Annotated in this window: 17 protein-coding genes; 11 read left to right on the top strand and 6 right to left on the bottom strand. The window is 59.7% G+C overall.

The genetic code is table 11. The features are described from left to right. Positions 1–71: 71 nt before the first annotated feature. A complete protein-coding gene (locus ACMXYI_RS19905; RefSeq protein ID WP_415768707.1) occupies positions 72–1,145 on the top strand; it encodes a diguanylate cyclase domain-containing protein in 1,074 nt (357 codons plus the stop codon). Between the two features lie 5 nt (positions 1,146–1,150). On the opposite strand, the gene ACMXYI_RS19900 is transcribed toward ACMXYI_RS19905, so the two are convergent. Both ACMXYI_RS19900 and ACMXYI_RS19895 read right to left on the bottom strand, forming a co-directional pair. Next, positions 1,151–1,615, bottom strand: coding sequence for a hypothetical protein (locus tag ACMXYI_RS19900; RefSeq protein ID WP_415768706.1), 465 nt, complete (start codon positions 1,613–1,615; stop codon positions 1,151–1,153). A 100-nt stretch (positions 1,616–1,715) separates the two neighbouring features. Continuing rightward, positions 1,716–2,024 carry an RcnB family protein gene (locus tag ACMXYI_RS19895; protein ID WP_415768705.1) on the bottom strand — a complete coding sequence of 103 codons (309 nt, stop codon included), beginning with the start codon at positions 2,022–2,024 and terminating at the stop codon, positions 1,716–1,718. A gap of 211 nt (positions 2,025–2,235) precedes the next feature. Between ACMXYI_RS19895 and ACMXYI_RS19890 the strand changes: the two genes are divergently transcribed. Together ACMXYI_RS19890 and ACMXYI_RS19885 are read left to right on the top strand one after the other, a co-directional pair. Continuing rightward, the gene (locus tag ACMXYI_RS19890) at positions 2,236–3,540 is read left to right on the top strand and encodes an MFS transporter (RefSeq protein ID WP_415768704.1); all 1,305 of its coding nucleotides are present in this window, start codon (positions 2,236–2,238) and stop codon (positions 3,538–3,540) included. A 21-nt stretch (positions 3,541–3,561) separates the two neighbouring features. Then, the gene (locus tag ACMXYI_RS19885; protein ID WP_415768703.1) at positions 3,562–4,338 is read left to right on the top strand and encodes a substrate-binding domain-containing protein; all 777 of its coding nucleotides are present in this window, start codon (positions 3,562–3,564) and stop codon (positions 4,336–4,338) included. Here ACMXYI_RS19885 and ACMXYI_RS19880 read toward each other — a convergent pair. Then, positions 4,328–5,233 (bottom strand): LysR family transcriptional regulator, encoded by a 906-nt coding sequence (locus ACMXYI_RS19880; RefSeq protein ID WP_415768702.1) that lies wholly within the window; start codon positions 5,231–5,233, stop codon positions 4,328–4,330. The genes ACMXYI_RS19885 and ACMXYI_RS19880 overlap by 11 nt on opposite strands. Before the next feature lie 290 nt (positions 5,234–5,523). On the opposite strand from ACMXYI_RS19880, the gene ACMXYI_RS19875 reads away from it, so the two are divergent. Next, on the top strand, positions 5,524–7,332 hold the full coding sequence (locus tag ACMXYI_RS19875) for a monovalent cation:proton antiporter-2 (CPA2) family protein (protein WP_415768701.1): 1,809 nt from the start codon (positions 5,524–5,526) through the stop codon (positions 7,330–7,332). A 135-nt stretch (positions 7,333–7,467) separates the two neighbouring features. Beyond that, on the top strand, positions 7,468–8,568 hold the full coding sequence (locus tag ACMXYI_RS19870) for a DNA alkylation repair protein (protein WP_415768700.1): 1,101 nt from the start codon (positions 7,468–7,470) through the stop codon (positions 8,566–8,568). 49 nt (positions 8,569–8,617) lie between these two features. Here the strand turns inward: ACMXYI_RS19870 and ACMXYI_RS19865 are convergent, their stop codons facing one another. Next, entirely contained in the window at positions 8,618–8,833 is a 216-nt protein-coding gene (locus ACMXYI_RS19865) for a DUF4287 domain-containing protein (protein WP_415768699.1), read from the bottom strand. 227 nt (positions 8,834–9,060) lie between these two features. Here ACMXYI_RS19865 and ACMXYI_RS19860 point away from each other — a divergent pair, with 227 nt between their 5' ends. Beyond that, positions 9,061–9,465 carry a carbohydrate-binding module family 20 domain-containing protein gene (locus tag ACMXYI_RS19860; protein ID WP_415768698.1) on the top strand — a complete coding sequence of 135 codons (405 nt, stop codon included), beginning with the start codon at positions 9,061–9,063 and terminating at the stop codon, positions 9,463–9,465. A gap of 122 nt (positions 9,466–9,587) precedes the next feature. On the opposite strand, the gene ACMXYI_RS19855 is transcribed toward ACMXYI_RS19860, so the two are convergent. Then, on the bottom strand, positions 9,588–10,472 hold the full coding sequence (locus tag ACMXYI_RS19855) for a LysR family transcriptional regulator (RefSeq protein WP_415768697.1): 885 nt from the start codon (positions 10,470–10,472) through the stop codon (positions 9,588–9,590). Between the two features lie 121 nt (positions 10,473–10,593). Here ACMXYI_RS19855 and ACMXYI_RS19850 point away from each other — a divergent pair, with 121 nt between their 5' ends. The 3 genes from ACMXYI_RS19850 to lldD all read left to right on the top strand — a co-directional run bounded on the left by ACMXYI_RS19850 (position 10,594) and on the right by lldD (position 15,906). Then, a complete protein-coding gene (locus tag ACMXYI_RS19850; RefSeq protein ID WP_415768696.1) occupies positions 10,594–12,243 on the top strand; it encodes a GMC family oxidoreductase in 1,650 nt (549 codons plus the stop codon). 80 nt (positions 12,244–12,323) lie between these two features. Beyond that, positions 12,324–13,946, top strand: coding sequence for an MFS transporter (locus tag ACMXYI_RS19845; protein WP_415768695.1), 1,623 nt, complete (start codon positions 12,324–12,326; stop codon positions 13,944–13,946). 817 nt (positions 13,947–14,763) lie between these two features. Continuing rightward, on the top strand, positions 14,764–15,906 hold the full coding sequence (lldD, locus tag ACMXYI_RS19840; RefSeq protein ID WP_415768694.1) for an FMN-dependent L-lactate dehydrogenase LldD: 1,143 nt from the start codon (positions 14,764–14,766) through the stop codon (positions 15,904–15,906). Positions 15,907–15,974: 68 nt separating this feature from the next. Here lldD and ACMXYI_RS19835 read toward each other — a convergent pair whose 3' ends face one another. Further along, entirely contained in the window at positions 15,975–16,343 is a 369-nt protein-coding gene (locus tag ACMXYI_RS19835) for a DUF427 domain-containing protein (protein WP_415768693.1), read from the bottom strand. 312 nt (positions 16,344–16,655) lie between these two features. Between ACMXYI_RS19835 and ACMXYI_RS19830 the strand changes: the two genes are divergently transcribed. Continuing rightward, positions 16,656–18,887: a C1 family peptidase gene (locus tag ACMXYI_RS19830; protein ID WP_415768692.1), complete on the top strand. Its 2,232-nt coding sequence runs from the start codon at positions 16,656–16,658 to the stop codon at positions 18,885–18,887. A gap of 118 nt (positions 18,888–19,005) precedes the next feature. Next, entirely contained in the window at positions 19,006–20,955 is a 1,950-nt protein-coding gene (locus tag ACMXYI_RS19825; RefSeq protein ID WP_415768691.1) for a DNA topoisomerase III, read from the top strand. Positions 20,956–21,024: the final 69 nt, after the last annotated feature.

The raw sequence follows: 21,024 nt of genomic DNA, 5'->3' as shown, positions 1-21,024 counted from the left end.
CGAACGCCGTGTGAACTAACATAGGCACATCTCCCCCGATACGGCTGATACGCCACGATGGCGAAACCTGAATGACTGTGGACTGGACCAGCGCCGCCATCGGCTCAGTGATGCTAGCCCTGATCGTCGCGTTGATCTGTCGTGAGCGCTCGCTGCAAAAGCAGCTGGCCGAGTATCGCGTGCTGATCACCAGCCTGACTGACGGACAAAACATCCGCCAGGACGGCGACGTCGAACGCTTCAAGCGCAGCCAGTATTTCGCCCGTATCGGCACGTGGGACTGGGATGTCGACACCAACAAGCTCTACTGGTCGGACGCGATCTACGGCATGTTCGGCTTCAAGATCGACGAAGTAACGCCCTCCTACGCACTGTTTTGCTCATGTGTTCACCCCGACGACCGGGCCAAGGTCCGGGCCGGGGAATTGCGTTGCCTGGAAACCGGCGACAACCATGACGAGGAATACCGGGTGGTCTGGCCCGACGGCACGATCCGCTGGCTTCGGGAAACCGGCAATGTGGTCAAGAACGACCACGATGCAACGATCAAGATGATGGGCGTGGTACGCGATATCACCGAGGAAAAAGCCTCCGCCAGCTACCTGCAACACCTGGCTCACTTCGACCCGCTGACCGGTCTGCCCAATCGCCTGGTGCTCGAGGAGCGTCTGTCCGAGGCGCTGGAACAGGCGCGCATCAGCGCCACGAGGGTTGCGCTGGTGTTTGTCGACCTCAACGGCTTCAAGGCAATCAACGACCATTACGGCCATGCCGCCGGCGACCGGGTACTGATCACCACCGCCACCCGACTGAAGAAAATCCTGCGTTCAACCGATACCGTCGCCCGGATCGGTGGCGACGAATTTGTGGTCATCCTTCAAGGCCTGCCTCAGGGCAACAGCCTGCAAGACGAAGCCCGCAGCATCTGCCAGAAAATCTTCGTCGAACTGTCGCCACCGGTAACCATCGGTAATGATCAACGCCACATCGGCACCAGCCTGGGTGTCGCGGTGTTCCCGGACCATGCGCCGAGCATGGACCGGTTGATTCATATTGCGGATCTGGCGATGTATGAGGCAAAGCGCAGTGGGAATAATCAGTATCGATTGGGCGAGCAAACGATGAACCATAGTCGGGTCGATTGACCCGTTCAGTCCTTGCGCTGGCCGAAAGGAATGCCGTTAAAGGTGTGGGTGCAGCAATGACAATAAGGCGTCATGCCTTCGGCCGTCAGCTCAGTATTGACGATCCGCAAACGCCCCTGATCATCGACATACAAGCCACTGAAGTAGCTCGACTCCCCTAATCGCACCTGCTCCTGCCTTTCGCTTTCATGCAGGGCAACCATCCAGAACACCGGTTCAGGCCGATCGAGGCGAGCCACCGCTTCGCTGAAAACCTCATCCCATTGCCCACCGACTCGGGATAGCAGAAACCGAAACAACGGCGTGTAGTCGAACCCGTGCCGACGAGTTCCATGCATTGAGCCCCGCGGTGTATCGTTTTGGATTTCAGTCTTGGTATTGCGCTGATGCCGGTAATGTCCCGTGACTTCATTACGTCGGACACCCCAAGTGCGGGTATTGACCTTGCGGTAAAGAGGTTTCTTTTCCAACGAGTCGCTCCTGACATCCAGTCAACAAAATCGATGCCGAGCTTTACCGGAACGGTGTGCAATTTCAATCAGCCTTCCATGGCCAATTGTTGCGGGCGGTTTAACGCTCCACAGGCGTCACATCCACAATCGTCCCGTTGGTAATCATCACCATCATGTACTTGTCATTGATCTGCACCCACTGCGCCTGGCTTTTCGGGGCTTTCAGGCCTTTCTGCTTCCAGTTGGTCAGGGCTTTTTCGCTGCGCTGGTAAACGTCTGGGGCCCGATCACCCATCACCAGTTGGCGGGAGTTGTTGACCCCAGGCTGGACGGTTTTTTGCGGTGGGTCATCCGCTTGAACAATAGGACTGATACCGGCAACGCTGGCGGCAATGGCCAAGGCGGCGATGAGGGATTTGCTGTTCATGGGGTGATCCTCCTGTGATGTCGCGGTACCAGAACTCCGACTGCACATGCAGCGAATCATTCCTTACGGATTACATTGATCCGTTTCAAACATCAATGCATGCCAACAATGCAATTAACATATCGATCACGCTGCTCCACTATCCGCCCCAATAAGAACCGTGCACTGCGTCCAGGCAGTGCACGTCATAAAAGCGGTGGAGTACACGTCTATGACAGCATCAACCCAACGGCCCGCGACTTCCGGTCGCTCCCGGGCCAGTGCGATTTTCCGGGTCACCTCGGGCAACTTCCTCGAACAATTCGACTTCTTCCTTTTCGGCTTTTACGCCACGCAGATCGCTGCCGTGTTCTTCCCGGCCAGCAGCGAGTTCGCCTCGCTGATGATGACCTTCGCGGTATTCGGCGCAGGCTTCCTGATGCGACCGTTGGGCGCGGTGGTACTGGGCGCCTACATCGATGATGTTGGCCGGCGCAAAGGGTTGATCGTCACCCTGTCGATCATGGCCAGCGGCACGATTTTGATTGTGCTGGTGCCCGGTTACGAAACCATCGGGCTGTTCGCACCGGCCATCGTGTTAATCGGCCGCTTGCTGCAAGGCTTCTCGGCCGGCGCAGAAATGGGTGGCGTCTCGGTGTATCTCTCGGAAATCGCCACGCCCGGCAACAAAGGCTTCTTCACCAGTTGGCAGTCGGCCAGCCAACAAGTGGCAATCATTGTCGCTGCGGCGTTGGGCTATGGCCTGAACCAATGGATGGCGCCAGCGATGATTGCCGACTGGGGTTGGCGGATTCCGTTTCTCGTCGGCTGCATGATCGTGCCGTTCATTTTCTTCCTGCGCCGCAACCTTGAGGAAACCGAAGCGTTCGCCACCCGTAAACACCGCCCGAGCATGGGCGATGTGTTCCGCACATTGGCGCAGAACTGGGTGATCGTGTTCGCCGGAATGATGATGGTTGCCCTGACCACCACCGCGTTTTACCTGATCACCGTGTACGCACCGACCTTCGGCAAGACCGTGCTGCACCTGAGTACATCTGATGCGCTGCTGGTGACTTTGCTGGTGGGCGTTTCGAACTTCTTCTGGCTGCCGATTGGCGGTGCACTGTCGGACCGCATCGGCCGTCGCCCGGTGCTGATTGCCATGGCCCTGCTGACCTTGGCCACGGCGTATCCGGCGCTGACGTATCTGGTGCAGGCACCGAGCTTCATCAACATGCTGTTGGTGCTGCTGTGGTTGTCGTTCATTTACGGTTTGTACAACGGCGCGATGATCGCCGCGCTGACGGAAATCATGCCGGTCGAAGTTCGGGTTGCCGGTTTCTCCCTGGCTTATAGCCTGGCCACGGCGGTGTTCGGTGGTTTCACCCCGGCGATATCGACCTTCCTGATCCAGTACACCGGCGACAAGGCTGCGCCCGGCTACTGGATGAGTTTTGCCGCGCTCTGTGCCCTGTGCGCGACGCTGTATCTCTATCGCCGTTCGACCGGTCGCCTGCAACCGGCGATGTCCTGAACCCTTTGAGAGCACATGACCATGAAGAAGCTATTCAATTTTGCAGCCCTGACTTTGCTGGCCAGCCTGGGTCTGAACACCGTCGCTCAGGCCGAAGAGATCCGCGTGATGACCTCCGGCGGTTTCACCGCCGCCTATAAAATCCTCGGCCCGAAATTCGCCGCCTCCACGGGCAACACACTGGACACCGCCCTCGGCCCTTCGATGGGCAAGGCCCCGGAAGCGATTCCCAATCGCCTCGCTCGCGGTGAAAAAGCCGACGTGCTGATCATGGTCGGCTACGCCCTCGATGACCTGATCAAGCAAGGCAAAGTCGATCCCGCCTCACGGGTCGAACTGGCGGACTCGCGGATCGGTCTGGTGGTGCGCGAAGGCGCGCCGAAGCCGGACATCAGCTCTGTCGACGGCCTGAAAAAGACCTTGCTCGACGCGAAGTCCGTGGCCTACTCCGACAGCGCCAGTGGTGTGTACATTGAGGATCAGTTGTTCAAACGGCTGGGCATTGAAGACCAGCTCAAACCCAAATCAACGATGATCCCGAAAATCCCGGTGGGCTCGGTGGTTGCCACCGGTGACTATCAACTGGGCTTCCAGCAGGTCAGCGAGTTGCTGCCGGTGCCGGGCGTGAGTTTTGTGGCGAAGATTCCAGAGTCGGTGCAGTCGGTCACGCGTTTCGCCGCAGGCATTCCGGTCGGTGCGCAACACCCGGCGCAAGCCAAGGCATTGCTGGATTACCTGGCCTCCACCGCCGCTCAACCGGATGTCAAAGCCACCGGGCTGGACTCGGTCAGTCGCTGATCTGGACTTTCATTTCCACCACCAGCCGTTCCAGTTCCAGTGCCGCCGGGGTCAAGGTACGACCCCGGCGCTTGATCAAACCGACACTGCGCATCACCTGCGGATCGGTCAGCGGCACCCGTGTCAGGATCGGATGATCCGCCGCCGGCATCGCCATCAACGGCACCGCTGCCACGCCCAACCCCGCTTCGACCAAACCAATCATCGTCGTCACATGCCGGGTTTCGCAGATGCTCGGCCGCTGCGGCACGATGCCCGTAAGCGCCTGATCCAGCAAAAAGCGATTGCCCGACGTCTTATCCAGCGAGATGTAATCCTGCTGATAAAACTCATCCCACGTCACGCTACTGCGCCCGGCCAACGGATGATCACGCCGGCACGCCACCACATAACCTTCCTGTACCAGCGGCTCGAACTCCACTTCCGCCTCCAGGGTGCCCATGAAACTCAGGCCGAAATCCGCCTCGCCGTTGACCACCGCACTCAGCACTTCGTGGGCGCTGGAATCGAGGACCTTGACCTTGATCCGTGGAAACTGCCGGTGGTAGTGGGCGATCACTCGCGGCATGAAGTAGTAAGCCGCAGAAGGCACGCAGGCGACGGTGACGTGGCCAAGGCGGGTCGAGGCGACTTCGCTGATGCCCAATAGCGCCACGTCCAGGTCGTCCAGCAGACGCTCGACGCTCGGCATAAAACCGCGTCCGGCCTGGGTCAGGCTGACCTTGCGTGTGGTGCGCTCGAACAACCTTACACCGAGGGCGTCTTCGAGTTTTTCGATGCGCCGGCTCAACGCCGGTTGCGAAATGCGTACCGCGTCGGCCGCCTTGCGAAAGCTGCCCTGCTCCACCACGGCGCGAAAGGCTTGCAAGTCGTTCAGGTCGAAGTTGATGGCCATGGTGCGCACTCGGGGACGGACAGATTGATCAGCTTATCGCATAAATGTAACTAACTAATGCAACATATAACTACATTTTCGTCGCCCTTAGGGCCGCCATCGCGAGCAGCTCGCTCCCACATTTGTTCGTGGCGTGCAGAGAAACTGTGTCCACTGGAGATCCGTTGTGGGAGCGAGCTTGCTCGCGATGGCGGTGTGTCAGTCAACAAGACTTTATGTTCAGGCTGACGCATGAAGCATCACCCTTTATCCTTGTCACCCCCGCCACACCGAGTCCCTGGAGTTTCGCTATGCCCCATGAAGGCAACCTGTTGCAAGCCGCTGTCGTGTTTCTGTTCGCGGCAGTGCTCACCGTTCCCTTGGCCAAGCGCCTGCAACTGGGGGCGGTGCTGGGTTATCTGTTTGCCGGCGTGATCATCGGCCCGTCGGTGCTGGGCTTGATCGGCAATCCGCAAAGCGTCAGCCACATTTCCGAACTCGGGGTGGTGTTGCTGCTGTTCATCATTGGCCTTGAGCTGTCGCCGCGACGTTTGTGGGTGATGCGCAAATCGGTGTTCGGCGTCGGCCTGGCGCAAGTGCTGCTGACGGGCTCGGTGATTGGTGTGCTGGCGTTGTTCGTGTTCGGCCAACCGTTGAACAGCGCGATCGTTTTGGGTTTGGGCCTGGCGCTGTCGTCCACGGCGTTCGGTTTACAAAGCCTGGCCGAGCGCAAGGAACTGACCAGCCCCCACGGGCGATTGGCGTTCGCGATTCTGCTGTTCCAGGACATCGCCGCTATCCCGTTGATCGCCATGGTGCCGTTGCTGGCGGGTGGCGATCACACCAGCAGCGCTGGCGAAGGCCTCAATCACGGCTTGCGCGTGCTGGGCAGCATCGCGGTGGTGGTGATCGGTGGGCGGTATCTGCTGCGCCCAGTGTTCCGGGTGGTGGCCAAGACCGGTTTGCCGGAAGTCTCCACCGCCACCGCGTTGCTGGTGGTGATCGGCACGGCGTGGCTGATGGACCTGGTCGGCGTGTCCATGGCACTGGGGGCGTTTCTTGCCGGGTTGCTGCTGGCGGACTCCGAATACCGTCACGAACTGGAAGCGCAAATCGAGCCGTTCAAGGGATTGCTGCTGGGGCTGTTTTTCATCAGTGTCGGTATGGGCGCCAATCTGAGTCTGCTTCTGAGCGCGCCGATCACGGTGCTGGGTCTGACCCTGTTGCTGATCGCAATCAAACTGCCGCTGCTGTTTATTGTCGGTCGGCTGGCCGGTGGCTTGGGCAAGGTCAGTGCGATTCGCCTCGGCATCGTGCTGGCGGCCGGTGGTGAGTTCGCGTTTGTGGTGTTCAAGATCGGCCGCGACCAGGGGCTGTTCGAGCCGCGCCTGTACGACTTGCTGGTGCTGACCATCACCTTGTCCATGGCGGTGACGCCGCTGCTGTTGCTGGTGTGCGCACGACTGGTCAGCCCCAAGGTTCAACCGGTGGTAGTGCCGGAGAAATTCCGCGAGATCAATACCGACACGCCGCGCGTGGTGATCGCCGGCATGGGCCGTATGGGGCAGATCGTTGCGCGGATTTTGCGCGCGCAAAACATCAAGTTCGTCGCCCTCGACACCTCGGTGGAAACCATCGAACTGTCGCGCAGCTTCGGCGGTGTGCCGGTGTTCTACGGCGACCCGATGCGCCCGGAGATCCTCAGTGCGGCCAAGGTCGAGCAGGCGGAATACTTTGTCATCGCCACCGACGACCCGGACACCAACATCAAGACCGCCGAGTTGGTGCACAAACTCTATCCGCACATCAAAATCATCGCCCGGGCCCGTAACCGTCAGCATGTGCATCGGCTTGTGGACCTTGGCGCCGAGGCCATTCGGGAAACCTATTATTCGAGTCTGGAAATGAGCCGGCGCACCCTGGTCGGCCTGGGTTTGACCCAGGCCCAGGCCGATGCGCGAATCAAGCGCTTCAAACATCACGACGAGCAGGTGCTGGAAGCCCAGCATGCGATTTATGACGATGCGGCGAAGGTATTGCAGACGGCGCAGGAAGCGCGGGCGGAACTGGCGAGGTTGTTTGAGGCGGATCAGTTGGAAGAAGAATCAGGCAAGGCGTAACTGATAACTGATCGTTCCCACGCTCTGCGTGGGAATGCATCCCGTGACGCTCTGCGTCACATCCCAAGAGCGGACGCAGAGCGTCCATGGCGGCATTCCCACGCAGAGCGTGGGAACGATCAAAAGGAATCCACAATGGCTGCTGACCAAAGCTCCCCCGCCCTGAAAGAAATCTTCAACGCCGACCGCCTCAAGCACATCGCCACCGAGATGACCGCCGTCTACCCCGAGTTCAACGCCAAGGCCTTCCTGAAACTGGCCAACGACGGCCTTGCCGAGTTATCGATCATGCAGCGCATGGCCCGGGTCAGCGAGTGCCTGCACGCGGTCCTGCCGTTGGGCTATGAAGAAACGCTTGAAGTGCTGCGCGCCCTCGCTCCGCAGCTGAACAGCGGCTTCGTCAGCATCTCATTGCCGCATTACGTCGCGACCTACGGCGGACATGCCTTCGAACAATCCATGGAGGCGCTGAAATACTTCACCACCTTCGGCTCCTCGGAATTCGCGATCCGCCATTTCCTGCGCAGCGACATCGAACGCTCACTGGCGGTCATGCACGAGTGGTCCCTGGACGAAAACGAGCACGTCCGCCGCCTGGCCAGCGAAGGCAGCCGACCGCGCCTGCCGTGGTCGTTTCGACTGGAACAGATTCAGGCTGACCCAACATTGGCCGCCGCGATCCTCGACAACCTCAAGGCCGACGACAGCCTCTATGTGCGCAAGTCCGTGGCCAACCACCTCAACGACATCACCAAGGATCATCCCGAATGGGTGCTGGACCTGATCGAAGGCTGGTCGCTGGACAACAAACACACCGCATGGATCGCCAAACACGCCCTGCGCAGCCTGATCAAACAGGGCAACCAACGCGCATTGGCGATCATTGGCGCAGGCGGCAAGCCTGAGGTCGAGATCATCGATGTGAAGGTGGAACCGGCAGTGATTCGTCTGGGGGAAAAAGTCACCCTGTCCTTCGCCGTTAAATCCACGGTCCAGAACAGTCAGCGACTGGTGATCGACTATGCGATCGATTACGTAAAAGCCAACGGCAGCACGTCAGCGAAGGTGTTCAAGCTCAAGGCGCTGACGCTTCCCGGCAAGGCTACCGAGACCATTGCCCGTAGCCAGCAGATCAAGGAACTCACCACCCGCAAACACTACGTGGGCAAACACGCCGTGCACGTGCTGGTGAATGGAGAGCGCCTGGCCAGCACCTCATTCGAAATCCTCCCTTGAAACACGAACCCCTGTAGGAGCAAAGCTTGCTCGCGATGGCGTCAGGTCTCTAGGTAGGTGAACTCGCCAAATAATGCGCAACCAAAGCATTCGCATGGCCATGCCCCATACCGTGTTCAGTCTTCAGCCACGCCACCATTTCCATGTGCTTCTTTGCACTCACTGTTCCCAGCAGATCCAGCCAGTGGCTGATTGGCTGCCCGTACTTTTTCTCGATTGATGGGAAGTACGACGCCGGGCCTTTTATTTTTGTGTCGTCGGTCATGCTGCAAGCTCCCTTTATCACGACGGAGTGTCGGTGGACGCTCCTTGTCTTCATCCCACGAATTGAAGGCCAGGACGGCTGCGCCGTCCAGCGCAAACAAGCTCGCAGTTAATAAGCAACGATTGAGGCTATTGCGAAGCGCTCTAAAGAACTGTCATTTCTAACAGGTCACTTTCAGTTTGGCCGGGGCTAAGCTGCGCCCACTGGAATGAATTGAGGTGTTCATCATGTCTCGCAATCGTTACCTATTGCCGCTGGGCGTTTTCCTGTTGGCAATTCTGCCCGTGTTCCGCGATGCCCTGGGTGTCACGTGGCAGCCCTTGAAAGACCAAGTGGAATTTCAATGCGATAACGGCAACACGGTGCCGGGCTACAGCGTGTATGTTCTTGGCAACCATCCAGAGTTAGGGAATTGGGATCCGGCCAAGGCCGTAAAGCTCGACCCTAAACCCGCCCCTAACAACTCTACATGGACCGGCAAGGTACTTTTCCCTGGCACGGATGACGGCAAAGATGTGGAATGGAAGTGCATCGTGCGCAAAGAGAACGACCCGACCGACGTAAAGTGGCAGACCGGTTCCAACAACACAGTGAAGTTGGCTTTCACCACAAAGAGTATCGGCACGTTCTGAAGCATGAGTGAGCATTTGGGAAATGAGTCTGACACTCTCTCAAGATCAAAAGATCGCAGCCTTCGGCAGCTCCTACACCTATCCCTGTAGAGCTGCCGAAGGCTGCGATCTCTTGATTTTTGTTATCCCAGCAACAACCCCTGCTCCGCCTCACACAACTCCACCACGTAATCCCACAACACCCGCAACCGCACCGACTTGTGCAGCTCGCGCCGCGTGCTGATCCAATAGCTGCGCTGGATACTCTCATCCGGCAACAACGGCACCAGGCCGGGATCGGCGCTGGCCATGTAACACGGCAGCACGGCGATCCCCAGGCCTGAGCGCGCAGCCTGTTGCTGGGCGATGACGCTGGTGCTGTGAAACACCACCTGCGGATTGCGGCAGTAGCTGTTGAGGAACATCAACTCCTGGCTGAACAGCAAGTCATCGACATAGCCGATCCAGGCGTGGCGACCGAGGTCTTCGCGGCTGCGCAGCGGTGGCGAACGATCCAGGTACTCCTGGCTGGCGTACAACGCCAATCGATAGTCAGTCAGTTTGCGCGTGACCAGCATGTCGGCAGCCGGGCGTTCGAGGTGGATGCTGATTTCGGCCTCGCGGTTGAGGATGCTGACGAAACGCGGCACCGCCACCAGTTCCACTTCCAGCCCCGGATAACGTTCGAACAGGCCGTTCATGCGGCTGGCGAGGAACATGATGCCCAAGCCTTCGGTCACGCCGACGCGGATCTTGCCCAGCGGCGCCGTGGACTGGGTGAGTTCTTCCTGCGCCAGCAACGCGACGTTTTCCATCGCTTCGGCATGTTTGAGCAACGCTTCGCCCGCCGGGGTCAGCTCATAACCCTGGGCATGTTGGACAAACAACGCGGTGCCGAGGCTCTTTTCGATGGCCTCGATGTGCCGGGCCACGGTGGCGTGGGTGGTGTTCAAACGACGGGCAGCGGTGAGCAGACGCCCGCTGCGCTGCAACTCGAGAAAAAACCGCAGGTCATTCCAGTCGAACATGAACCGTCCTTGAGGTGGGGCTGTTTAAAAACGCACAGCGGCTGCGCAAAAACTAACATTCTTTTGACGAAAGCTAACAACTAGGATGACCGACAACAAGAACAACAACAAGAGGTCACGGATGCAGACTTCCCTGGATGAATACGACTACATCGTGGTCGGGGCCGGCCCGGCCGGTTGTTTGCTGGCCAATCGGTTGTCGGCCGACCCGCAGAATCGCGTGCTGCTGCTCGAAGCCGGCGGCCGCGACAACTATGCGTGGATTCACATCCCCGTGGGTTACCTGTTCTGCATCGGCAACCCGCGCACCGACTGGTGCTTCAAGACCGAAGCGCAACCCGGCCTGCAAGGTCGCGCCCTGAGTTACCCGCGTGGCAAGGTGCTCGGCGGCTGTTCCTCGATCAACGGCATGATCTACATGCGCGGCCAGGCCGGCGATTACGACGGCTGGGCGGCCCAGGGCAATCCCGGCTGGAGCTGGAACGACGTGCTGCCGTTGTTCAAAAAGAGCGAAAACCATTTTGCCGGCGACTCGGAGTTTCACGGCGCCGCCGGGGAATGGCGGATCGAACGTCAGCGGCTGTCGTGGCCGATTCTCGATGCCTTCCGCAGCGCCGCCGAGCAAAGCGGCATCGCCAGCATCGATGACTTCAACCAGGGCGACAATGAAGGCTGCGGCTACTTCCAGGTCAACCAAAAGGCCGGTATTCGTTGGAACGCGGCCAAGGCGTTTCTCAAGCCGATCCGTAACCGGCCCAATCTCACCGTGCTGACCGACGTCGAAGTGGATCGCGTGCTATTGGAAAACGGCCGTGCGTCAGCGGTCAGTGCGCGCTGGCAGGGTCAGGCGAAAACCTTCAAAGCGCGCAAGGAAATCGTGCTGTGCGCCGGTTCCGTCGGCTCACCGAGCATCCTGCAACGTTCCGGGATCGGCCCTCGCCCGCTGTTGCAACGACTAGGAATCGGCGTTGCCCATGAACTGCCCGGCGTGGGTGGCAATCTGCAGGATCACCTGCAACTGCGCCTGATCTACAAGCTGGAAAACGCACGCACGCTGAATCAAATTGCCGGCAGCCTGTGGGGCAAGATGGGCATGGGCCTGCGTTACCTGTATGACCGCAGCGGTCCGCTGTCCATGGCACCGAGTCAACTTGGAGCCTTCGCCCGTTCGGGACCGGAGCAGATGTCGGCGAATCTCGAGTACCACGTTCAGCCGCTGTCGCTGGAGCGTTTCGGTGAGCCGTTGCACGCCTTCCCCGCCTTCACGGCGTCGGTGTGTGATCTGCGCCCGCAAAGCCGTGGTCGCATCGAGATCCGTTCCACCGATCCGCAGGAAGCACCGCTGATTCAGCCCAATTACTTGAGCCATCCGGAGGATTTGCGGGTGGCAGCGGATGCCATTCGCCTGACCCGCCGCATCGTAGCTGCACCGGCCCTGCAGCCGTTCAAACCGGTCGAGTACTTGCCCGGCGACAGCTTGCAGAGCGACGAAGAATTGCACGAAGCCGCCGCGCGTATCGGCACAACGATTTTCCATCCGGTCGGCACCTGCCGCATGGGCAACGACGCGGACGCGGTGGTCGGTGCCGAACTGCGCGTTCACGGCATCCCCGGCCTGCGCATCGCTGACGCCTCGATCATGCCGCGCATCACCTCGGGCAACACCTGTTCGCCTACGCTGATGATTGCCGAAAAGGCTGCACAACTGATCCTGGGAACACCCACAAGGAGTTTTGCACCCGACGAAAAAGCACTGACCGCAGTCTCTTGAACAAAGGAATAGCGGCGCCAGCCCAAAAGGCCGGCGCCGGCAGTGGAACAAAAAAAACAATCACTGTGAGGGATACCGATATGTCAGAACATGTTCAGCCTCTGGACGCCGTGCGCAGCGCGGGCACCAGCAAGGAAACCCAGAAAGTCATCTTCGCCTCGTCACTCGGGACGGTCTTCGAGTGGTATGACTTTTTCCTCTATGGCGCCCTCGCGGCGGTGATCAGCAAACAGTTTTTTGCCGGGGTCAACGACACCACGGCGTTCATCTTTGCGCTGATGGCCTTCGCCGCTGGCTTCATCGTGCGGCCGTTCGGCGCGTTGGTGTTCGGCCGGTTGGGGGACATGATCGGGCGTAAATACACCTTCCTTGCAACCATCATCCTCATGGGCCTGGCGACCTTCTGCGTCGGGCTGCTGCCGACCTACTCGAGCATTGGCATTGCCGCGCCGATCATCCTTGTGGTGCTGCGCATGCTTCAGGGCCTGGCCCTGGGCGGTGAATACGGCGGCGCTGCCACTTACGTGGCGGAACATGCGCCGATGGGTAAACGCGGTTTCCACACCAGCTGGATTCAGTCCACCGCGACCCTCGGGTTGCTGCTGTCGCTGCTGGTGGTGCTCGGTTGCCGTTACTTCACCGGTGACCAGTTCGAAGTCTGGGGCTGGCGGATTCCGTTCCTGTTTTCGATCATTCTGCTGGGCATCTCGACCTGGATTCGCATGAGCCTGCACGAGTCGCCGGCGTTCGTGAAAATGAAAGAGGAAGGCAAGCTCTGCAAGTCGCCGCTGCGCGATTCCTTCGGCAAATGGGAAAACCTGAAAGTCGTCCTGATCGCCCTGTTCAGCATCAATGCCGGGCAAGCCGTGACCTTCTACGCGGCGCAGTTCTACGTGCTGTTCTTCCTCACCCAGTTCCTGAAAATGGACCCGGCGCTGGCCAACAGTCTGTTGATCGTCAGCGTGATCATCGGCGCACCGTTCTTCATTTTCTTCGGCTGGTTGTCGGATAAAGTCGGGCGCAAACCGGTGCTGATGATCGGCCTGCTGCTGGCCACCGCGCTGTACTTCCCGATCTTCAAGTCCATCGCCCACTACGCCAACCCGGCCATCGACCAGGCCAGCCGTCAGGCACCGATCACCGTGCTGGCGGACCCGGCCACCTGCACCTTCCAGTTCGACCCGGTGGGCAAGGCGAAATTCGATAGCCCGTGCGACAAGGTCAAAACCTTCCTGGTGAAACAGGGCCTGCCCTACAACAGCGAAGCTCTACCTGCCGGCAGCGCGGTGCAGGTCAGCGTCGGCGAAGTGAAACTCGATGGCTACGATGAAGCGGCCCTGCGTGGCGCCGTGACCCTGGCCGGGTATCCGTCAAAAGCCGATGTCCAGCTGATCAACAAACCGATGATCGTGGCGCTGATCGTCGCGCTGATCATCATCTCCGCCATGTGTTACGGCCCGCTGGCAGCGCTGATGGTCGAACTGTTCCCGACCCGCATCCGCTACACCTCGATGTCGCTGCCGTACCACATTGGTAACGGTTGGTTCGGCGGTTTCCTGCCGACAGTGTCGTTTGCCTTGGTGGTGTACACCGGGGACATCTTCTACGGGCTGTGGTACCCGGTGGTGATTACCGCGGTGAGCCTGGTCGTTGGAATGATCTGTTTGCGTGAGACCAAGAACGTGGACCTGGATACCAACTGACGTTTTGGTGGTCGAGCGATTGGGTGTATATCCTTTCTTCGGTAACGGCGGCTTAGGGTTCCGCCCTTACGGCGGGTCACTTTGGAAAAGAACCCCAAAGTAACCAAAGGGTTCTTGCCCCTTTCGTTCGGCCCTTCGCCTAGGCTCAGGGTACCCTCGCTCCGGTCCTGCTCCGTGGGCCCGCCGCCATCGGCCATCCATGGCCGGGGGCGGCTAACCCGGCATCCATGCCGGGTTGCCCACTGCGCAGAACCTCCACTCGGCCTCTCGAGGGGGCGCACACCGCAAAAGCGAGGCGGCCTACCGGCCGGCCTGGCTTCAAGTGAACGCATTTCCCTGTAGGAGCTGTCGAGCAAAGCGAGGCTGCGATCTTTTGATCTTGCTGTTGCTTTGGCTTTGGCTTTGGCTTTGGCTTTTGCTTTTGATCTGCCCCATCGGAAGGCCGAGCGCAGGTTCTGCGCAGTGGGCACCGCGGCAAGGATGCCGCGGTAGCCGCCCCCGGCCATGGATGGCCGATGGCGGCGGGCCCACGGAGCAGGACCGGAGCGAGGGTATGCCGAGCCTAAGCGAGGCACCGTACGTCAGGGGCAAGAGCGCTTGGTTACTTGGCGCTTTTCCAAGTGACCCGCCGTAAGGGCGGAACCCTAAGCCGCCGTTATCGCAGCAACGGATATGTACACGATCAAAACCCAGTCGGCTCTCAGGCCGCCATCCATTTTCTTAAGTGAACAGCATTACCGCAATGCGCGGGGTTTTCGTTAATCTGACCCGACGCTCGACGCAACCATCGCCCCGCCACTCACCAGACCGAGGCACCATGATCATTTCATCCGCATCTGACTATCGCGAGGCAGCACGCCGCAAACTCCCCCGTTTTCTGTTTGATTACATTGATGGCGGGGCTTATGCAGAGCACACGCTGAGGGCCAATAGCGCTGATTTGACCGGCATCAGCCTGCGTCAACGCATTCTGAAAAACGTCGAAACCCTGAGCCTTGAAACCACCCTCTTCGATCAACCACTTTCCATGCCGATCATATTGGCCCCGGTAGGCCTGACGGGCATGTTCGCCCGCCGTGGAGAAGTGCAGGCGGTTAAAGCGGCGGAGAACAAAGGCATCCCGCTTTGTCTATCAACGGTCTCGGTGTGCTCGATCGAGGAAGTCTCGGCACAAAGCCAACAGTCCATCTGGTTTCAGCTGTATGTGTTGAAGGACAGAGGTTTCATGAAAAATGCACTGGAGCGGGCGAAGGCCGCCGGTGTGAAAAACCTGGTGTTTACCGTGGACATGCCCACGCCCGGCGCTCGATACAGGGACGCACACTCGGGCATGTCAGGCCCTTTTGCTTCATCGCGGCGAATGCTTCAGGCCATGACCAAACCCGACTGGGCATTCAATGTCGGCGTCATGGGGCGTCCACACGACCTGGGCAATATCTCGAAGTACCTTGGCAAAGCCGTCACGCTCGAAGACTACATGGGCTGGTTGGCCAACAACTTCGACCCTTCAATCAGCTGGAGCGATCTGGAGTGGATTCGTGAGTTCTGGAAAGGCCCGATGATCATCAAAGGCATTCTCGATCCTCAGGATGCCCGGGACGCGGTCAGCTTTGGCGCGGATGGCATTGTCGTGTCGAACCACGGAGGGAGACAGCTGGACGGCGTGCTCTCCACCACCCGGGCATTGCCTCCCATCATGCAAGCCATCGGTAATGATCTGACGGTGCTGGTCGACTCGGGAATCCGCTCGGGGCTTGATGTCGTACGGATGTTGGCGCTGGGCGCAAAAGGCGTACTGCTGGGGCGTTCCATGGCCTATGCATTGGCGGCCGATGGTCAACGCGGTGTGGAAAATATGCTGGATATCTTCGCCAAGGAAATGCGCGTCGCCATGACCTTGACCGGGGTGACTTCGATTAGTCAGATTGATGAATCCACGCTGGTGGATGCTGCTCGATGAGCTGAACACCTGACCTTAAAACGCCGCGCCCATGCGCGGCGTTTTCGTTGATGCCTGGAAAGCGCTCCTCACTCAACGTCTTTGAGCACCTCAAAGGTCACTTGATCGGGATAAAACGCCATGTAGCTGCGAATCTGCTCTACCGACACTTTGGGGTCTTCATAGCTCCACACCGCGTTAGCGCCCTCATGTCCCGGCACTTGCAAGCTGAAATAGCTGGCATCGCCCTTGTAGGGGCAATAACTCGTGTGATCGGTGCGGGCAAAGTACTTTTCATCGATGTCCTCCCGCGGTACGTAATACACCGGAGGATAGTTGGCCTCGAGCAACACCAGCGCCCGTGCGGACGCGGCCACCTGAATACCGTGAAACTTTACAAGCAGGCAGCCCGGCTGCTCTGCAATGGTGATGACAGGACTAGGACCGGTGCTTTTCATGAAATACGTTCCTCATGATGCTGATGGGCTGCGCTGCAGCCCCAAAACCTGAGACCACGACTTTCAGGTATAACCCAGATTTTGCACTCACGACGGCTTCGCAGCCGAACGGGACGATGCGGCGTTCCAACGAGCTTCCTCCAGCTCGATTCTTGACTGGATCAAAAACGAAATGCCGATATAAGCAGGCAAACGCTCAAAGTCGGTGAAACATCGTCTACGATCAATAGGATCGTTGACGTCCCTGCTGCTCAGACAGGCAGTCGTGGCATGGCGTGGGGATTTGAGTCTCAGAAACCTGAGGGTTTCACCATGCCCGCCACACAGTTTTCCCTCGACCAGAAAATCATCACCCTCGACGCCCGTCCAGATCGCCTCGACCTGCGCGATCGCATTTTTACCCCTCGTGTCCAGTCACTGCCGCCCTCCTGGCCCGCCGACAAGGACATCGCCTCCGAACTCTCGGGTTACCTGGACAAAAACATGGTGCTCTACCAGGGCAGCGAAGGCGCGTGCACCGGGTTCGGACTGGCGGCGGTGGTCAATTTTCTGTTGTGGCGGCGAGACAGGGCTTCCACCAAAACGAGTCCGCGCCAGCTTTATCATCTGGCCAAACTCTATGATGAATGGCCAGGCGAGGACTATGTGGGTTCCAGTTGTCGCGGCGCGTTGAAGGGTTGGCACAAACACGGCGTCTGCGCGCAGGAACTGTGGCCCTATACCGTCAAGCCGGACGGATCGGTTCCGGCCTTTGAAGCACCGGCGGAGAATTGGGCAATGGATGCCATGACGCGGCCGCTGGGGGTTTACTACCGTGTCGAGAAGGACGATGTCACCGCCATGATGGCGGCGCTGTATGAGGCCGGCGCGCTTTTCGTCTCTGCCAATGTGCATCAGGGCTGGGCACTGATGCGGCCCAAAGGCAAAAAACAGCCGGCGGTGGAATTCCAGAGCATGTCCCAGCTGCCCGTCATCAAATGGCCGGCAGCCAGTGAGGGCGGTCACGCCTTTGCCTTGATCGGGTACACCAGTCAGGGGTTCATCGTGCAGAACTCCTGGTCAACCGACTGGGGATTTTCCGGCTTTGCCATCCTGACGTTCGAAGACTGGCTGGCCAATGGCACCGACGCCTGGACCGTGGCCCTCGGGGTACCGATCGAACGCGGCGCGTTATCGAAAAACGCACGCCCTTCAGGCTCCCGGAACGGCGTTCAATCACCGTTTTGTAGCGCGCTTTCGAGTTCCAGCGCCAAGCGCGAAGGGTTTTCCCTGTTCACGGCCAGCGCCTGCGAGCCCGATCGCAAAGGGCCGCCGCTGTTGACCAAGGATCAGGCTTACGGCCTGACCATCGTGATGGAAAACAATGGCAGCATCGGCCCTCGCCTCACCGACGTGGAAAACGTCCGGGCGGGCGTCAAGCGCATCGTCTTCGAGGCGCCTCGCGCCTGGTACAACAAGCTGCCGGCCGCAAACAGCCCCCCTGTGCTGCGCATCGCCGTCATTGCCCACGGCGGGCTCAATTCCGAGCAGGATTCGATCAACCGCATTTGTGCCATGGCGCCCTACTTCCTTGAAAACGGCATCTATCCGCTGTTTGTCACCTGGCGCACCGGGGCCCTCGAAACGCTGGCGGATATCGTCCAGGACACCCTGCCCGGGCTGTTTCCCGAAGCCGGCAGCATCAGCGATGCCTTGAAGGCCATCAAGGACAAAGCCGTGGAAGGCTTTGATCGCACGCTGGAACTGGCGACCAAAAAACCCGGCGGCGACCAGTGGAGCCAGATGAAACAGAACGCCGAAGCCGCCGCAGTCGCCGGCTTTACCCCGCGCGGGCTGGTGGAAATGGCGGAGAACCTGAAAAACCTGGTCGCCGACATGGGCAAGAAGAACGTCGAGCTGCATTTGATCGGCCACTCCGCGGGTTCCCTGATCAATGGCCACTTGATTCAACTGCTGTGGGCCAGGGGTTTGCCCACGGAAACGTCGACGCTGATGGCCCCGGCCTGCACCCTCGATTTCGCCAACCAGACCTACCGCAAAGTCATCGAAGGTGGAGGCCTCAAGCGCAAGGACTTCCACATCTACATCATGTCCGAGAGCCGCGAACAGGAGGACAACGTCATCGGCGTGTACCACAAATCCCTGCTTTACCTCGTTTCCCGGGCCTATGAAGAACTGCAACGCATGCCGCTGCTGGGCATGGCCAAAAGTCTGGACAAACAGTGCCAGGACTTCAGCAATCCCGATCTGGCGGAGTGGAACATCGCCGCCAAAAACATGACCGAACAGTGGAACCAGTTTTACTTTGGGAAAACCATTCCGACCGGGTTTGCCGCAACGGGTCGCGGGCTTCCCGAAGCGTTCGCGCAAACCCTGCATATCTTCAACGATCCGAAAATGAACTATGGCGCGGGCACCAAAAAAGACACCTCTCACGGAGGCTTCGATAATGATGTGAACGTGATTACCGCAGCGTTGCTGACCATTCTCAGGCGAGAGCCCGGCGCGAAGCTGGACCAGCCGGTGGTTAACCTGAACTACTGAGGAGCCTGTGCAATGAATCGCAACGCACCGACTGTACATCCATACAGATAAAGATTGCCCCATCGCTCATCAGCCGCCATTCTGTCCGCCTCTCGACAGTTGATGAGCGATGGTGGTTATGCGGCTGTACCTCTGTGAAAAACCTTCCCAGGCCAAAGACATTGCGGCCGTCCTCGGCGCCAGGCGTCGTGGCGACGGCTGCTGGCTGGGAACGGACGTCACGGTGACCTGGTGCATCGGCCATCTGCTGGAAACCGCGCCGCCCGACGCCTATGACGCGCGTTACAAGCGTTGGGTGCTGGCGGATCTGCCGATCATTCCAGAGAAGTGGAAGATGACCGTCAAACCACGCACGGCCAGCCAGTACAAAGCGGTCAAGCGCCTGCTCGGCGAGGCCAGCGAACTGGTGATCGCCACCGATGCCGACCGTGAAGGCGAGATGATCGCCCGGGAACTGGTGGAGCATTGCCGTTATCGCGGGCCGATCCAGCGGCTATGGCTGTCGGCGCTGGACGATGCGTCGATCCGCAAGGCGCTGGCAGCCCTGAAGCCGGGGGCCGAGACGTTTAGCCTTTACCATTCGGCACTCGGGCGCTCGCGGGCCGACTGGTTGATCGGCATGAACATGAGTCGGCTTTTCACACTGCTGGGGCGTCAGTCCGGTTATCAGGGCGTATTGCCGGTCGGTCGGGTGCAAACGCCGACCCTGCGCCTGGTGGTGGATCGCGACCGCAGCATCGCCGACTTCGTGCCGGTCGCCTATTGGGCCATCGATGTGCAACTGCTGCACGACGGCACTGCGTTCACCGCCCAGTGGCGTGCGACCTCCGAGGTTTGCGACGATCAGGATCGCTGCCTGAATCAGGCGTTGGCGCAAAATGCAGCGGCAGCCATTGGCAGTGCGGCGAGTGCCCGGGTGATCAAACTGCGTACCGAGCGAATGCGCGAATTGGCCCCCCTGCCCTTCGATCTGGGCACCTTGCAGGAAGTCTGCTCGAAGAAGCTCGGGCTCGGCGCCCAGGAAACCCTCGATATCGCCCAGGCCCTGTACGAAACCCACAAGGTCATCACCTATCCACGCAGCGACTGCGGTTATCTGCCCGTGAGTCAGCACAGCGAAGCACCGGGCATTCTGGCCGCGCTGAGGCAGGCTGATCCGGCACTGAACGCCTTGAACGACTTCCTGGAGCCTCTGCGCCGCTCACGGGCGTGGAACGACGCCAAGGTCAGCGCTCACCACGGCATCATCCCCACGGCCGCAGCGAAAAACCTCGAGCGGCTGGTGGGCAAGCAGCGGGCGGTCTACACCCTGATCCGCGCGCGTTATCTGGCGCAGTTTCTGCCCAACCATGAATACGACCGGACCCAGGCCGACTTCGACTGCGCCGGTGAAGCCTTGCGTGCCGTCGGCAAGCAGATCGTCGAACCCGGCTGGAAACGCGCCCTGCCCGAGGCCCTTGCCCCGGCCAAAGGCCGCGAAGCACCGGCGCCGCAAACACTGCCGGCATTGGCCGAAGGACGTGACTGTGCAGTGGCCGACGTCAAGCTCAAGGACCTCTGGACGCAACCGCCCAAACCGTTCACCGAAGGCGATCTGATCAAGGCGATGAAGAACGTCGCCAAACTGGTGGAAGATCCGCTGCTCAAGCAGAAACTCAAGGACACCACCGGCATCGGCACCGAAGCAACCCGCGCGTCGATCATCCAGGGCCTGCTCGACCGTGGTTATCTGATCAAGAACGGCAAGGCCCTGGCCGCCACCCCGGCCGCGTTCAGCCTGATCGATGCGGTGCCGCGTGCCATCGCCGACCCCGGGACCACGGCGATCTGGGAGCAGGCGCTGGACATGGTGCAGAGTGGCGAGATGAGCCTGGAAGAATTCGTCACCAAGCAAGCCGCGTGGATGAGCAAACAGGTCGCCCGTTGCGCCGGCCTGAGCCTGACCATCAGTGGACCGGCAAGCCCCGCCGGGCGCGGTGCCACACCGTGGAAAAACAAACGCAAACCCGCCAAACGCAAGCCCTCCACCGGCACTAAACGCGCGGCAAAACCGGCGAGCAAGGCTTGAGGGCACTTCGAGCGAGCCAAAAGGGTCTAGTGTTCTTCAAGCCCAGCGACAGCCCCATTTTCTGAGAAG

Source organism: Pseudomonas lyxosi (assembly GCF_047758685.1).
GTDB classification, from domain to species: Bacteria; Pseudomonadota; Gammaproteobacteria; order Pseudomonadales; family Pseudomonadaceae; genus Aquipseudomonas; species Aquipseudomonas lyxosi.
Note: the sequence above shows the minus strand (reverse complement) of the source record. Positions and strands in the feature narration are given on the sequence as shown.